Origin of the sequence: Roseburia sp. 1XD42-69 (assembly GCF_003612565.1) — a bacterium.
GTDB lineage: Bacteria > Bacillota > Clostridia > Lachnospirales > Lachnospiraceae > Roseburia_B.
The window spans coordinates 36,343-51,717 of record NZ_RAZG01000015.1 but is presented as its reverse complement, the minus strand read 5'-3'; the positions used below and the strand labels follow the sequence as shown (position 1 = coordinate 51,717).

The 15,375-nt window shown below is 45.6% G+C and carries 10 protein-coding genes and 2 tRNA genes; 11 read left to right on the top strand and 1 reads right to left on the bottom strand.

The genetic code is table 11. The annotated features are described in order from the left end of the window. Positions 1–29 precede the first annotated feature (29 nt). The gene (htpG, locus tag D7Y06_RS09730) at positions 30–2,135 is read right to left on the bottom strand and encodes a molecular chaperone HtpG (RefSeq protein WP_120407643.1); all 2,106 of its coding nucleotides are present in this window, start codon (positions 2,133–2,135) and stop codon (positions 30–32) included. Positions 2,136–2,407: 272 nt separating this feature from the next. Between htpG and D7Y06_RS09725 the strand changes: the two genes are divergently transcribed. The 11 genes from D7Y06_RS09725 (at position 2,408) to D7Y06_RS09675 (ending at position 15,356) form a co-directional block, all read left to right on the top strand. Continuing rightward, entirely contained in the window at positions 2,408–5,083 is a 2,676-nt protein-coding gene (locus D7Y06_RS09725; RefSeq protein WP_120407613.1) for a hypothetical protein, read from the top strand. A 25-nt stretch (positions 5,084–5,108) separates the two neighbouring features. After that, positions 5,109–5,645: a GNAT family N-acetyltransferase gene (locus D7Y06_RS09720; protein ID WP_158591337.1), complete on the top strand. Its 537-nt coding sequence runs from the start codon at positions 5,109–5,111 to the stop codon at positions 5,643–5,645. Between the two features lie 65 nt (positions 5,646–5,710). Next, complete coding sequence (locus D7Y06_RS09715; protein WP_120407611.1) at positions 5,711–7,489, top strand: bifunctional homocysteine S-methyltransferase/methylenetetrahydrofolate reductase; 1,779 nt, start codon at positions 5,711–5,713, stop codon at positions 7,487–7,489. Position 7,490: 1 nt separating this feature from the next. After that, the gene (locus tag D7Y06_RS09710) at positions 7,491–9,908 is read left to right on the top strand and encodes a homocysteine S-methyltransferase family protein (RefSeq protein ID WP_120407610.1); all 2,418 of its coding nucleotides are present in this window, start codon (positions 7,491–7,493) and stop codon (positions 9,906–9,908) included. Positions 9,909–10,069: 161 nt separating this feature from the next. After that, complete coding sequence (pta, locus tag D7Y06_RS09705) at positions 10,070–11,053, top strand: phosphate acetyltransferase (RefSeq protein ID WP_120407609.1); 984 nt, start codon at positions 10,070–10,072, stop codon at positions 11,051–11,053. Between the two features lie 151 nt (positions 11,054–11,204). Continuing rightward, a tRNA-Val gene (locus D7Y06_RS09700) sits at positions 11,205–11,277 on the top strand. 8 nt (positions 11,278–11,285) lie between these two features. Beyond that, positions 11,286–11,359: transfer RNA gene (locus D7Y06_RS09695), tRNA-Met, on the top strand. Between the two features lie 148 nt (positions 11,360–11,507). Next, on the top strand, positions 11,508–12,455 hold the full coding sequence (locus D7Y06_RS09690; protein ID WP_120407608.1) for a hypothetical protein: 948 nt from the start codon (positions 11,508–11,510) through the stop codon (positions 12,453–12,455). 72 nt (positions 12,456–12,527) lie between these two features. Continuing rightward, a complete protein-coding gene (locus D7Y06_RS09685; RefSeq protein ID WP_158591336.1) occupies positions 12,528–13,421 on the top strand; it encodes an EAL domain-containing protein in 894 nt (297 codons plus the stop codon). A 161-nt stretch (positions 13,422–13,582) separates the two neighbouring features. Next, the gene (locus D7Y06_RS09680) at positions 13,583–14,152 is read left to right on the top strand and encodes an RNA polymerase sigma factor (protein WP_120407606.1); all 570 of its coding nucleotides are present in this window, start codon (positions 13,583–13,585) and stop codon (positions 14,150–14,152) included. Further along, entirely contained in the window at positions 14,100–15,356 is a 1,257-nt protein-coding gene (locus D7Y06_RS09675; RefSeq protein ID WP_120407605.1) for a hypothetical protein, read from the top strand. The genes D7Y06_RS09680 and D7Y06_RS09675 overlap by 53 nt, the downstream gene beginning before the upstream one ends. The last annotated feature ends 19 nt before the right edge of the window (positions 15,357–15,375 follow it).

The following is a 15,375-nucleotide window of genomic DNA, read 5'->3' as shown; positions in this document are numbered from 1 at the left end:
AAGTTTTTCACTGTCCCCATTTTGGGTTTTTATTTTGTTAAAAGCATCATAATCTTATTGCTTCTTGCGATAAACTTTGTCATTGCCTCCGGCGCTAAGGGCTGGTTTGAAATCATGGCCAGGTCGTAGAGCTGTTCACAGAAATCCTTTACATGTTCGGATTCTTTGTTGTTTAAAATATAGGTTACAAGAGGGTGGTTGGCATTTAAGGTAAGGGTTACATCCCCTCCAAACATGGAAGCGTCCATGCCCATGCCTCCCATGGAGTACATTTTCATCATATCCTGCATACGTCTGCCTTCCTCGGAGAGGGTGATGACAGAAGAGATATTCTCATCCTTTAATTTTTCCACTTTCACATTCAACTTATCATTTTCCAGTTCTTTCTGGAAAATTTCCGTTAAATTGTCGGTGATTTCCTTTAATTCTTCCTCAGACACATCTTCTTTTAACGCTTCCGTAAGGTCTGCGTCGATGCGCATAAATTTGTATTTTTCATTTCTCCGCTCCAGTTGGGAGATAAAGGAGGTATCAATGTTGTGGTCAAGGATGACAGCGTTCATATTCTGCTCTTTAAACATCTTGATATACTGTCCCTGCTGGTTTAAATCCGTGACATAGTAAATCACGCTGCGGTCGTCCTTTGGCTCTTCCTCCGGTGCCTCTGCAGGGGTGCCGTCGGCATTTTCCACAGTCTGGTCAGAGGTTTCATTTTCTGCATCCGCATTTTCTTCACCGTCGGTTTTTTCTTCCTCCACAGGTTTTATCCATTCCGGCAGGGTTAAATATTTGTCGTTGATATCCTTAAACAGGATATAATCGTTCATTTTATCGCAGAATTTTTCGTCTTTTAGGCATCCGAATTTGATAAAGGGGCTGATGTCGTCCCAGTATTTTTCGTAGGCCTCCTTGTCGGTTTTGCACATTCCCGTAAGCTTGTCAGCCACTTTCTTTGTAATGTAATCAGAGATTTTCTTTACAAAACCATCGTTCTGCAGAGCGCTTCTGGATACGTTTAAGGGCAGGTCCGGACAGTCGATCACGCCTTTTAAAAGCATTAAAAATTCCGGGATTACTTCTTTAATGTTGTCCGCCACAAAGACCTGGTTGTTGTAGAGCTTAATGGTTCCCTCAATGGAATCGTACTCCGTGTTGATTTTCGGGAAGTACAGGATTCCTTTTAGGTTAAAGGGGTAGTCCATATTTAAATGAATCCAGAACAGGGGCTCTTTATAGTCCATAAACACTTTCCGGTAGAAAGTTTTGTACTCCTCGTCGGTGCAGTCCTTTGGCGTCTTTGCCCACAGGGGATTTGTGTCGTTTAAGGGAACCGGGCGCTTTACAATCTTTAACTTTTCTGTTTTGGGAGAAACCTCAACGATTTCTTTTTCCCCGTTTTCGTTTTCTTTCTCCTCGGTTTTTGCCTCTTCAATAATTGTCTCAATTACCTTATCTGTGTCCTTTTTCTCCTCCGGGCTTATGGTTTCATATTCCTCCGGGGCATTGGCTTTTTTCAGGAAAATTTCCGTGGGCATGAAAGAGCAGTATTTTTCAATGACTTCCCTTGCCCGGTACTCATTGGCAAATTCCAGGCAGTCTTCATTTAAGTACAGGGTGATTTTTGTACCCACCTCCTCCTTAATGCCGTCCTGCATGTCAAATTCCGTGCCCCCGTCACATTCCCAGTGGACAGGCTGGGCGCCTTTTTGGTAGGAGAGGGTATCGATGTGTACGGCGTCGGCTACCATAAAGGCAGAGTAAAAACCTAATCCGAAGTGGCCGATAATCTGGTCGTCGTTTGCCTTGTCCTTATATTTTTCCAGGAAATCATTTGCCCCGGAAAAAGCAATCTGGTTGATATATTCCTCCACCTCGTCGGCGGTCATTCCCAGGCCGTTGTCCGTAAAGGTCAAGGTTTTTTCATCCGGGTTTACCTCAATTTCGATTTTGGGCTTGTAGCCTGCGGGAAGTTCGTATTCCCCCATCATGTCCAGTTTTTTCAGCTTGGTGATGGCATCGCACCCGTTTGAAATCAGTTCCCTGTAAAAAATGTCATGGTCGGAATAGAGCCATTTTTTTATTACCGGGAAAATATTGTCGCTGTTAATTGATAAGTTTCCATGTTTGTTTGCCATAAAAAACACTCCTTTTATAAAAATATTCATAGTATACAATCTGCCGTTGAAATCTATATTAAGACGGAACGGAAAAAAAGTCAATAAAAAATTAGCACTCTTTAATGATGAGTGCTAACAAAATACGGAAAACCTTTGAAAATAAAGGATTTCTTATTTCTTAAAATTTTATAAACAAAAATATTCCAAAATCAAGACTTGACCGTATCTATCATTAGGGAATATTATATAGAGTAGGGAAATGATTACGAAACTGCGAGGTGCAATTATTTATGATCGTATTAAAGACAAACCGGGAATTGGATATGACATTTGACCGGCTCATTAAAACTATGGGAGTTCCGGTGGAATGGACAAAACATTTTGTTGTAATCGGGGACTATCTGATTCTCCAGGGAAGGGTACGTTCTTTGTTTTTTAATTTTGAAAGTAAAAAAGTGATTACAAATGTTGTTGATATTCCCATAACAGAGGATGTGGTGCAGATTGAAGATGGGAATAAAGTCTGCAATGTGTTGAATCTTGTATTATACGCATTTGGAAAATGGGGGGTAATCCATGGGATTAAAGTGGAAAAGGATTATGCACAGGTAAATGCATTGTTTGAAAGCGTGCTTCGTGAAATCCATGTGGAGCCGGGATATACCCGGGAGAACTTCCGCTTTTACAGGGATAACCTGCGGATAAATTATGAGGATGTGGTACAGATTGCCCTGGAGTCCACAGAGGAAAAAATTGAGGATGAAGGGGAGGAAGAGGAGGCGTCCCAGGGCCTTTGGCACAATTTGGTGTGGAAGAAGCGGATGTCCTCCTTTATAAAGACGGAGACTACCTTTGAGGAGCGCCAGGCAGGACGTCTTGGAAATAATTTTTATATGGTGGGATACCAGTGTCCCATATGCAGGGAAAATCTCCACATGGTGGTGTTTCCGGAGGGGAAGGAATTTAAAATTGAGACAGAGGAGGGGCGGGTTCTTTTGGCAAGGGCCTACACTTGCGAACACTGCCATTGTTTTTACACCCCACGGCCCAAAAAGCTTTTGATAGAAGGGGACGTTTACGACATGGAGTTTTTAAACGACCTTCGAGCTTACGGGGATTATGTGGAACTTCTGGGAAACCATGGGGATCGGGTGTCCAACTACAATTTTAATGAGTTTGAGTCAGAGAGAGGGCAGAACAGTTCCGGTGAGGGAAAAGCAGCTATTGAAAACCTTTGCGATTCCATTGAAGATCTGTCCAGGGAGGAGCTGTTCCGCCTGGAAAATATGATAGAGGAAGGATTTTATCCAGGGGAGAGCGTAAAAGCATTGGAATCCACTGTGCTTCGGGCCAGCAGTACCAGAAAAGGCAACCCGCTGCCCCGGGAAGAAAAGCATCCGGTGAAAGAGAGCCCTAAAAAGCCCGAAGGCTCCGGTGAAAAAGAGATCTCTGCTGGGACAGGGGAGAAGCGCGGGGTGGTTTGGGAGGAAAAAGAAGATGTAGAGGAAGTAAAAATCCCAAAAGAGCCCCAGCAAGTGAATCCGCCGGAGGAGGAAAAAGAGGAAATTCCATATGAGACTAAGGCTACACCGGGGGAGCAGGCGGCGGCCAAGAGAAGATATGATGCCAAATTCGGGGTTTTGGACAGGCTGTCCATTCCTCAGATGAAGGAGCTTCGCTCCCAGCTTGAGAAGGAGACGAAGCTTTCCTGGGAGGACAGGAAAGATTATCTGGACAGGATCACAAAAAAGGAGCAGGAGAAAAAGCTTAACCATATCCGCCAGAGGGCCATTGAGGGGCAAAGCAGTTCCAACTATGGACAGATAATGAAAATTATAAAAGAGCTGGAGGGGGAAGAACTTCCTTTGGACTTAAAAGAAGAGCTCCTCACACCTCTTTATCAGAGGCGTAAAACCCAGGCAGAGACGGAAGTGGCTAAATTAATGGCCAATATGCCAAAGACTTTGGAACGGGCGGGGTATGAAAAACTAAAAAAGAAGCTTTCCGGTTATCCCGAGGCGGATTTAAGCGTGTATGAAGAAAAGCTTATGGCGGCCAGGGAGCAGGCGGAGGGCAATGAGATAGCATCTATGATGCGCCATGCCCGCACAGGGAGCAGGCAGGACCTTTCTGATTTGGCAGAGCGTCTGCAGAGCCGGGGATTTGCCGAGGAATTGATTGCACCCCATCTGGAAAAGATAAATGCAAGAATCCGTCAGATGGACGAGGAGGCCATAGATAAAATCTGCGGCAATCCCATGTCTTTGACAGAGGAGGAAGCAAAGCAGGCCATCGAAAAAATTAAAAACGGCATGTTTTTGCCGGAGTTAAAGACACACGCCTTAGAGATGTTAAATAAGCGCCTGGTAAAGATTAAGACCGACGAATGTGAACTTTTGGTGAGTAAGCTGCAGTTTGCTATGACGGAGAAAATGAGGCAGAATCCCAGGCATCATTTTTATCCTGCAAGAAAAGTGATGATGCAGGAGTGCACAAAGGAGGAACTTTCGGAGATTCAGTATGCCTTGGATACTTACGGCACCAACAGGGGCATTTTTGAATACCCTATTCTTGTGGTGGACACATCCAGAAACGAGTCCGGGAAGGAGGGCATGATTTTAACGCCGGAACATCTCTTTTACCATACCATGATGAATGCCTACGACATCCCCATCTGGGATATTAAAGGGCTTAAGACTTCCACCGGGCTGTTAAACAGCGGGATTTTTGTGGAACTGAAAAACGGGACAAAGGCAAAGATACCCTATGCGGTGGAGCGCTCAGAATTAAAAGCCTGGGGTGTGATTCTGCGGGACTTTATCAGGTATCTCCAGGAAAAGCCGGACAGCAGAAATGTGTCATATCTGGCAAAGGACAAGCATGAGACCATATGTTGTTTCCGCTGCGGGTACACCTACAAAGGGGGGAATATCTGTCCCAAATGCGGTTACAAAATGAACCAGTAGTGGAAGGAAAATAGGAGGAGTTTTTTTGGAAGACATACGAACGTTTCGCAAGGGTGATTTGCAAAATGTGAAAGAAGTTTTAAGGGAAAGTTTTTTTGTGAAGGGGAAAGATGAGGTTTACAATGAATGGGAGTTTGCAGAGCAGATTCTTTTGGATAAAGGATTTCGGGAAAAACTTTGTCTGGTGGCATCCCAGGGTGAGGAGATTGTGGGTTATTGTATTATGACAGATGCCAGAATTGAGGATGAGGAAGGGCTTGCCCTAGGGCCTGTGGCTGTTAAGAAAGAGTTCAGGGGCCAGGGGATTGGCACAAGATTAATCGATGCCTGTTTAGGCCGTGCCAGGGAGGCGGGATTTCCCTGGGCAGCAGTTTTGGGGGGAGAATTTTACCATCGGTTCGGCTTTGAGTCCGCTAAGACCTGGGGGATTTTCCTCCCGAAGGGACAGCAGGGAAACGAATTTTTACAGATTTTGTTTTTTGACGCAGGTTCCCAGGGTGTGGCCCAGGGGGAGCTTTGGTACTGCGATTCTTTTTACAATAAGAAAGGGGAGTTACTGTAACGTCAGGGGAGGGGAGTGGTTCATTTTTGAACCGCTTTTTTCTTCTTTCACAGGAAAGGACATTCATGAAAATAGCAGAATATTTAAAACATCACAGGCTTGTGATGGACGGAGCTTTCGGCACATACTTTGAAGCCTGTTTTCCGGAGGAATCCGGGGTGGCGGAGCTTTGCAGCCTTACAGCCCCGGAGAAAGTGAAAAAGGTCCACAGGGATTATATTAAAAGCGGGGCAAAATTAATCCGCACCAACACTTTTGCCGCCAATACCATGTTTCTTTCTGATTTGGAGCAGGTAAAACTTGCCGTTGCCAGAGGGTATGAGCTGGCCAGGGAAGCGGCGGAGCTTGGGGAAGAAATCTTTGTCGGTGCGGATATCGGCCCCATTTATGACACGGGATTTTTGGGGAAGGAAGTGGTTTTGCAGGAGTATAAAGAAATCTGTGATACCTTTTTTTCCTGCGGGGCTGACATTTTTGTTTTAGAGACCCAGACGGATTTTGCGTATTTAAAGGAGATTACAGAGTATATCAAATCCAGAGGGGATGTTTTTGTGCTGGTGCAGTTTGCCGTGGATAAAAGCGGATACACAAGAGACGGCATAAGCCTTGAAAAAATAATTGAAAAAGCTGCGGGGATGGATACTGTCGATGCATACGGCTTTAACTGCGGTGTTGGGGCGGCCCATCTGTTCCGTCTCTTAAAACATGCGGCGTTTCCCAATGAAAAATATGTAACGGCGCTGCCCAACGCAGGGTATCCCTTGACGCTGCGGGGAAAAACCCTGTATGGGGACAGCAGAGAATATTTTGTGGATACCATGGAACAGGTGGCAGGCCTGGGGGTGGATATTTTAGGGGGATGCTGCGGCACCACCCCGGAATATATCCGGGCATTGAGGGAAAGATTAGAGTCTGTACCTAGGGGGAAAAAGAAGATTGCAAAAAGGGAGGAAAAAGTTTTGCCCAAAGTGCAGTCTTGCTTTTTAAAGAAAATTTCCGCAGGAGTTATGCCTTTTATTGTGGAATTGGACCCGCCTTTTTCCGCAGATTTTGGGAAAGTCTTAAAAGGGGCGGAAATACTAAAGCATGCAGGAGCGGATTTAATCACTCTGGCGGATTCCCCTATGGCCAGGGCCAGGGCAGATGCAGGAAAGCTTGCGGCAAAAATCCAGAATGAACTGGAAATTCCAGTGATGCCCCACATTGCCTGCCGGGATAAAAACCTGATTGCCATGCGTTCTGGAATTCTGGGAGATTATATGAACGGACTGAGACATTTCCTGGTGGTGACGGGGGATGCGGTGGCCCGGGACCAAAGGGGAAGCGTGACCTCCGTATTTGATTTTAATTCCATTTCTTTTATGGAATATCTTTCCCGGATGAATGAGGATGTATTTGGGGAGGAGCCGGTGTTTTTTGGGGGCGCTTTAAATTACCACGGGGCAAACCCAGATGCCATTATAAAGAGAATGGAGCAGAAAATAGAAAATGGCTGCGGCATGTTCCTAACCCAGCCCATTTACTCCGGGGAAGATATAGAGAGAATCGCCTATATCAAAGGGCGCACACAGACAAAAATCATGTGCGGGATTATGCCTTTGGTCAGCTATAAAAATGCTGTATTTATGGCAAATGAGATGCCGGGAATCCGGGTGCCGGAGGATGTGATTTTAAGATACCGGCAGGATATGACCAGGGAGGAGGGGGAGGAAGCTGGAATCCAGTGTGCCCTTTCCATTGCCCGGGGATTAAAAGATATTGCAGATGGGTATTATTTTATTACACCCTTTAACAGGGCGTCCATGATTGCCCGGATCATTCAACAGTTAAAACAGGAGATATAAAATGACAAAACAGGAATTTTTGGATTTAGTGGAGAAGGGGCCTGTGATTTTAGACGGCGCCACAGGCACAAACCTCCAGGAGGCGGGGATGAAAATGGGGGTGTGCCCAGAACAGTGGATATTAGAAAATCCCCAGGTTATCATAGATTTGCAGCGAAAGTATGTGGAGGCTGGAAGCAATATTTTGTATGCCCCCACCTTTACGGCAAACCGGGTGAAACTTCATGAGTATGGGCTGTCAGGGAAACTTTGGGAGATGAATCAGAAACTTGCGGCACTCTCTAAGGAGGCAGCGGGGGATAAGGCTTACGTGGCGGCAGATATCTCCATGACAGGAGAACAGATCTATCCCATCGGGGATATGATGTTTGAGGAACTGGTGGATATCTATAAAGAACAGGCTGCGGCCTTAGAGGCTGCAGGGGTAGACCTTTTTGTGGTGGAGACTATGATGAGCCTGCAGGAGTGCCGGGCTGCGGTAATTGCCATAAAAGAGACCAGCCATAAGCCTGTTTTGGTCAGCCTTACCCTGGAGGAAAACGGAAGGACTCTTTTTGGAACAGATGGGGCTACGGCGGCGGTGGTGCTGCAAAGCCTGGGAGCGGATGCCGTGGGGCTTAACTGCTCTACGGGGCCAGAGCAGATGGCACAGAGGGTAAAAGAAATGTATGACGTTTCCCATGTGCCCATTTTGGTAAAGCCCAATGCGGGACTGCCAAAACTCTCAAAGGGCAGGACTTGTTATGATATGGGGCCTCAGGAGTTTGCCCGGGGGATAGAAAAACTGGCCCGGGCCGGGGCAAGGATTTTTGGAGGGTGCTGCGGCACGACCCCGGAACATATCAGAGAAATGGCAGGGGCACTGAAATCTGCAGATCTGCTCCCTGTAAAGCAGGAGCGCAGAAGATTTCTGGCATCGGAACGCAGCCATATGGAAATTGCCCTGGAGGGCGCTTTTACCATTGTGGGGGAGCGCATCAATCCCACCGGAAAGAAAAAACTTCAGGCGGAATTAAAAGAGGGCAGCCTTACCATGGTCTGCGATATGGCAAAACAGCAGGAGGAACAGGGCGCAGCTATTTTGGATATCAATATGGGAATGAACGGAATAGACGAAAAGCAAATGATGCTAGACGCCATCTACGAGGTGACTTCCATGGTGGATTTGCCACTCTGTATTGATTCCAGCCATGTGGAGGTGATAGAGGAGGCCCTTAGGATTTATCCCGGCAGGGCATTGATTAATTCCATTTCCCTGGAAAAAGTGAAATTTGAAAAGCTTTTGCCCATTGCAAAAAAGTACGGGGCTATGTTTATCCTTCTTCCCCTTTCCGATGCAGGGATTCCTGAGACCAAGGAGGAGAAGCACAAGATTATTGAGACGATCCGGGAAGAAGCCATCCGCCTTGGCATGACAAAGGAAGATATTGTGGTGGACGGCCTTGTGGCAACTGTGGGGGCAAATCCCAAGGCGGCCATAGAATGCCTGGATACCATTTCCTACTGCAGGGAACAGGGCCTTGCCACCATCTGCGGCCTTTCCAATATCTCTTTTGGCCTGCCGGAGAGAAGCTGTATTAACACGGCGTTTTTAACTGCTGCCATCACAAGGGGGCTTACCATGGCAATTTCAAATCCCGCCCAGGAGGCCCTTGTGGATGCCGCATACGGCGCAGATTTGCTTATGAATAAAGAAGGTGCGGATTTGCGCTATATCCAGAGGATGAACCGGAAATCCGCTGTGGAGGAAAAGTCTTTCCTGAGGGGCGGGGAAAAAGACAGGGAAAGCTCACCCAAAGAGAAAGTTTTTGACTGTGTCATAACGGGGAGCAAAGGAAGCATTGTGGAGGAGACAGACAAACTTTTGGCAGCGGGGGAGAAACCTGGGGAGATTATCAGTCAGGTTTTAATTCCTGCCATTAACAAGGTGGGGGAACTCTTTGAAAAACAGGTATATTTCCTGCCCCAGCTCATCTCCAGTGCCAGTGCCATGCAAAGGGCTATCGCCTATCTGGAACCTTTGATCAAACGGGACAAAAACAGTGGGGAAAAGGCCACTGTAATCATGGCTACCGTGGAGGGGGATATCCACGATATCGGGAAAAACCTTGTGGTAATGATGTTGAAAAATTACGGTTACCACGTGATTGATTTGGGAAAAGATGTGGCAGGACATGTGATTGTTGACACAGCTATAAAAGAAAATGCCCAGGTGATTGGGCTTTCTGCGCTGATGACCACCACCATGATGCGGATGAAGGATGTGGTAAACCTGGCAAGGGAAAAAGGCTGTAAGAGCAAAGTGATTATCGGGGGGGCGGCAGTGACAGAGAGCTTTGCGGAGGAAATCGGTGCGGATGGGTACTCCAAAGATGCGGCGGAGTGCGTCAAACTGGTGGAACGGCTTTTGACCTGCTGATATGAAAGGAAAAATGGAATATTAGAGACATTTTATGGTTTTTTTTTAATACAGTGGGAAAGGCATCTTGCTTTTTTAAGAAAATTGTATACAATAAAAGCAACAGTCAGCTTTTCTGGATAAAGCTGGCAGAAAACTAAATGTAAAGGAGACAGGCAAATATGTATGGTTTTGGTGATATGATTAAGGTTTTAAAGAAAAGTCCAAAGAAAATTGTGTTTACAGAGGGTACGGACCCCCGTATTTTAGAGGCAGCTTCCCGTCTTCTGGCAAGTAATTTCCTTCACCCCATTTTAGTGGGAAACGAGGATGAGATTTTTGATGCCTCCGAGGAGAGCGGTTTTAATATCCGGGGAGCGGAGATTATCGACCCTGCAAAGTTTGACAGAATGGACGAGATGGTGGAGATGTTCTGCGAACTCAGAAAGAGTAAGGGGGTAACACCGGAACAGGCAAAAGAGACATTATCCCAGGCAAATTATTTTGGAACAATGCTGGTAAAAATGGGGATGGCGGACGCTTTGCTGGGAGGGGCAACCTATACCACAGCAGATACGGTGCGCCCGGCACTGCAGCTCATTAAGACAAAACCCCAAAACAGTATTGTTTCCTCCGTATATATTCTGGTGCGCCCAAGGGCTACCGGCGAAAACGAGGTTCTTGCAATGGCAGACTGTGCCATCAATATCCATCCCAATGAGGATGAACTGGCAGAGATTGCCGTGGAGGCGGCAGAGTGTGCAAAGATTTTCGGGGTTGACCCAAAAGTTGCTTTCTTAAGCTACTCTACATTTGGTTCCGGTGAAGGGGAGGATGTAGATAAGATGAGAAACGCAGCCCAGAAGGCAAAACTTAGGGCGCCGGAGCTTGAGATTGAAGGGGAAATGCAGTTTGACGCAGCGGTTTCTCCCCGTGTGGCGCGCACGAAATGTCCGGATTCCAAACTGGCTGGACATATTAACACCTTTATTTTCCCGGATATCAATGCGGGGAATATCGGCTACAAGATTGCACAGCGCCTGGGAAGTTTCGAGGCCTACGGCCCAATCCTCTTAGGATTAAATTCGCCTGTAAATGATTTGTCCCGTGGGTGCAATGCCTCTGAGGTGTACTCCATGGCAATTATCACAGCGGCGTTGGCATAAATTGTCTGAAAATTATAAAAAATTCATACAAATGTGTTTCTTTTAAAAATTGCAAAAAATATGTTGACTTTTGTATGAAAACCATTGTATAATAGCAGGGCAGGTTGAGGAACGGGAAATAGTTCAGAAAAGTAACTCAGCTTGTCCATATGGGATCTTAGCTCAGCTGGGAGAGCATCTGCCTTACAAGCAGAGGGTCATAGGTTCGAGCCCTATAGGTCCCATATCATATGGCGGAATAGCTCAGCTGGCTAGAGCACACGGTTCATACCCGTGGTGTCGAGAGTTCAAGTCTCCCTTCCGCTATTTTCCTTTCGTATTGGCAGTGCAAATTGCACTGCCTTTTTTTATGCAAAGTATTGCCGTGACATAGGCGGTGAAACGGAATTTTCTTGTGAAAGCCTTTGATGTGTGATACCATAAGGAAAGATAAAATGAGTTAGAGGGAACTTATATGAAGTACATCATTCACTACGATATTGCAGCGATCTTTGTGGTGTTAGCTGCAATGGTGCATTTTTTATACAAGAAAACAATCAGCACGCGTCAGACAAGGATTTTTACCCTGTTAATTTTGGCCGCCATAGTGTCCAACATTGCAGATTTAATTTCCATCTATCTGATAGAAAATCCCAGGGAGGTGCCTCTCTGGCTGCACTTTACAGTAAATGAAATATACCTGATTACGTTTAACGCTACCGCGGCAGTATATTATGGTTATATCATTGGGGTTACCAGGGGGAGGGAGAGGATCAGCAAGTGGGAGATGACAAGGATTTTGCTTCCTATTTCCATAGATATTGTCCTGGTGCTCTCCACGCCTTTTACCCAGGCGGTGTTTTACTTTGACAGCGGGAAAAATTATCTCCATGGCAGGCTGTTTATGGTTCTTTATGCCTTTGCGCTATTTTATGTCCTGGCCTCCCTTGTCCATACCATAAGATACCGAAAGACCATGACGCTGTTGCAAAATGCAACGGTATACTTTTATACAATATCTAGTTTTGGGGCGGTAATTCTACAGATTTATTTTTCCAATCTTATGGTGGCCCAGTTTGCAGTTGCTATATCCGTGCTTTTGATTTATCTCTCCCTGGAAAATCCTTCGGATTACGGAGATAAGATTCTTGGGGTGTACAATGCCCTGGCTTTTCATGAAGTGGTGAGTTCTTATATTGAAAAAGACAAGGATTTTCGCGTTGCAGGCATTCAGATTGAGGGGCTCCGCTATGTGGGGGAGATGCTGGGAGTCAAAAACCAGCAGCAGGTTGTGAAGAGTATTGCGGCATTTTTCGTTCAGGCGGCAGGAAGCCGCAGGGTATTTGCCCTGACGGATACCAGGTTTGCCATTGTGGAAAAGAAAAAGGCTCTTGACTGGTCCGGTTTGATAGAAGAAATCTAGGGACGATTTCAAAAGCCTTTTTCCTCCCAGGGCGTTGAAATTGCCCTGACTGCTCCCGTGTGCATAATTGATTTGCCAAAAAGCGTCCAGAAGCTGGAAGATGTGACGGATATCCTGAATTATTGTTTTGAGGAGAAGGGGAGGGGCAGCCGGGAGGAAGTCATATATGCAGGGGAGGAGCTTTTAAAACAGGGAAAAAGGGAAAACAGGATTCTCCAGATTTTAAGCCAGGCAATCCGGGAACATCTGTTTCAGGTGTATTACCAGCCTATTTTTTCCGTGGAGAAACAGCGGTTTACCTCGGCGGAGGCCCTGCTTCGCCTCTCTTACGGCGACATGGGATTTATCAGCCCCGAGGAATTTATTCCGGTGGCGGAAAAAAACGGGCTTATATTGGAAATTGGAGATTATGTGTTCCGGGAAGTATGTCATTTTATGACGGAACAAAAAATCTGGGAGCTTGGGATCGAGACGATACATATTAATTTGTCGGTAGTGCAGTGTATGCAGGAACAGCTTTACGAACAGCTGGTACGCATTATGGATGAATATCAGGTGGACTATTTCCGCGTACATCTGGAAATTACGGAAACAGCGGCGGTGGTTTCGGAGGATACTCTGTGGGCAAATATGCAGAGGCTGATAGATGTGGGGGTGGAATTTGCCCTGGATGACTATGGAACAGGTTTTTCTAACACTATGGCTGTGATAAAATATCCCTTCCGCACCATTAAGCTGGATAAGTCCATGGTGTGGGATTCTATGAAGAACAAGAAGGCTATGAGTGTGTTAAAGCACAGTATTTCCATGATAAAGGATATGAATATGGATGTGGTGGCAGAGGGTGTGGAGGAGCAGGAACAAGCCCATAAACTGGCGGAGATGGGCTGTGATTATTTCCAGGGGTATTACTATTCAAAGCCGGTGTGCGGTGAGGCGTTTGTGGAAAAAGTTAGGGCACAGTAAGTTTTGTGGGAAAAGGCAGGTGATATTTACCTGCCTTTTTCATGGATTTTTGTAGGAATTTTTATATCCGTGAACCTGTTTTAAACATAGGACAATATATAGATGTAGGATGAAAAAGGTGCCAGTTATTGTAATCATTATTACGAATCCGGAGGTATACCATGACGCGTCAGGAATTTATTGATTTACTGGAAAGGGAAGGGACGGGAGTATTTTCTTTCTGCCGTATGCTTGCAGGGAGTAAGGAGGAGGCGGAAGAGCTTTACCAGGAAACCATGCTTATGGCAACGGAACGGCTTTCTTATATTGACTGTACAAAAAATCCAAAGAGTTTTTTAATTTCCCTCTGTGTTGGGATTTATAAAAATAACAGGAAAAAGGCTGCCAGAAGGCAGCGGATAGCCCCGGTGGGGGAACTTACGGAGGAACTCTCCTCAGTCCTTGCAGATGAGGGGGAGACGCCGGAGGAAGCATATCTTCGCCGTGAAACAGCGGAAATTATACGGATGGAGACGAAAAAACTCCCAGAGCATTTAAGGATTCCCGTTTATCTTTACTATACCGCCCAGCTCTCTGTGGAAGAGATTGGAAAAATGATGCACATACCGAAAGGCACCGTAAAAAGCAGACTGCACAAGGCAAGAATATTAATAAAGAAAAAGTTGGAGGATTATGGCTATGAGGAAGGAAAAAGAAATGGAGCTCATGATGCAAAAAGCGCTTGCTTCTGAAATAGCGCCGGATGAGAGTTTAAACAAGAAAATTATCCGTGAATGGGAGAAAAAACGTGCTTCTAATCTGGCAGATAATCCTGGATGCAGAAAAGAGGTAAAAAATATGGGAAAACGGAAAATAGGATTTATAGCAGCGGCGGCAGCAGTTTTTGTTTTGGCAGTGTCTTCAACGGCAGCAGTTGCGGCGGTGAAATATTTAACAAAAGATGAGATTGTTACGGGAATGGAAAATAATGCGGCGGAAAAAGCATTCCAGGAGGGGGAATCCCTGGAGTTGGATGAATCCTTGGAGGCGGGGGATTACCGGTTTAATCTCTACGGGGTGACTACGGAAGAAGAACTGATAAAAAGCGGTTTTAAGGAGGATATGGAGAGAGAGGGGGGCACTTATGTGGTTCTTTCCATAGAAAGGCTTAATGGGGAGCCGATGCCGGATACCAGCAGTGATGCCTATAACAATCTTCACTTTTTTATTTCTCCCCTAATTCAGGGGTTAGAGCCCTGGCAGTATAATATGGCTTCCATGGGGGGAGGACATAGTACCATGGTGAAGGATGGCGTACTCTACCGCATGATTCAGTGTGATGACATTGCACTTTTTGCAGACAGACAGATTTATCTGTGCATTACGGATACAGATTTTTATGAGACGGCTGCCTACAATTACAATGAATCGGACGGCACAATTACCAGAAATGAATACTATGAGGGAATTAATCTTTTAATGGAGCTTCCCATTGACAAAAAAAGGGCGGATGAAAAAAAAGCTCAGGAATATCTGGAAAAGCTTAAGAAGAGCTGGGAGCCAGATACGGAAGAGATAGTGGCAGGGGAAAACGGCATTGTGTCTACAGACTGCAGAGTTTTAGATGAGATTATATTAAAAGAGAGGGAAAAAGACTTAAGTATTACTACATTGGATGACATACCATTGGAGATATTGTTAGGCTATGCCGAATTGCTAGAAGATTCTAAACAGGAAGTAACAGCGGGTGAAAATGGGATAGTGGAATTTGCATACAAATACAGCGACGGCTCAGTAAGTGAAGTGACAGGCTTTCTTGGGGATGAATTTCTGGAGGGTAAAACAGATGTTGTGTTATTGGGAAGCGCATATTCTGAAGATGATGCCGAGTTTTGGGTTGCCAGGAGAGATGAGAGTGGGAAAATAATATGTATGGTGTATTTAATTAATGAGTAAGTGATAGCATTATAAGTAG

Bases quoted from the DNA above. Each gene is read 5' to 3' on its own strand.
- htpG (WP_120407643.1), bottom strand. From the start codon at position 2,135: ATGGCAAACAAACATGGAAACTTATCAATTAACAGCGACAATATTTTC.
- D7Y06_RS09725 (WP_120407613.1), top strand. From the start codon at position 2,408: ATGATCGTATTAAAGACAAACCGGGAATTGGATATGACATTTGACCGG.
- D7Y06_RS09715 (WP_120407611.1), top strand. From the start codon at position 5,711: ATGAAAATAGCAGAATATTTAAAACATCACAGGCTTGTGATGGACGGA.
- D7Y06_RS09710 (WP_120407610.1), top strand. From the start codon at position 7,491: ATGACAAAACAGGAATTTTTGGATTTAGTGGAGAAGGGGCCTGTGATT.
- pta (WP_120407609.1), top strand. From the start codon at position 10,070: ATGTATGGTTTTGGTGATATGATTAAGGTTTTAAAGAAAAGTCCAAAG.
- D7Y06_RS09690 (WP_120407608.1), top strand. From the start codon at position 11,508: ATGAAGTACATCATTCACTACGATATTGCAGCGATCTTTGTGGTGTTA.
- D7Y06_RS09680 (WP_120407606.1), top strand. From the start codon at position 13,583: ATGACGCGTCAGGAATTTATTGATTTACTGGAAAGGGAAGGGACGGGA.
- D7Y06_RS09675 (WP_120407605.1), top strand. From the start codon at position 14,100: ATGAGGAAGGAAAAAGAAATGGAGCTCATGATGCAAAAAGCGCTTGCT.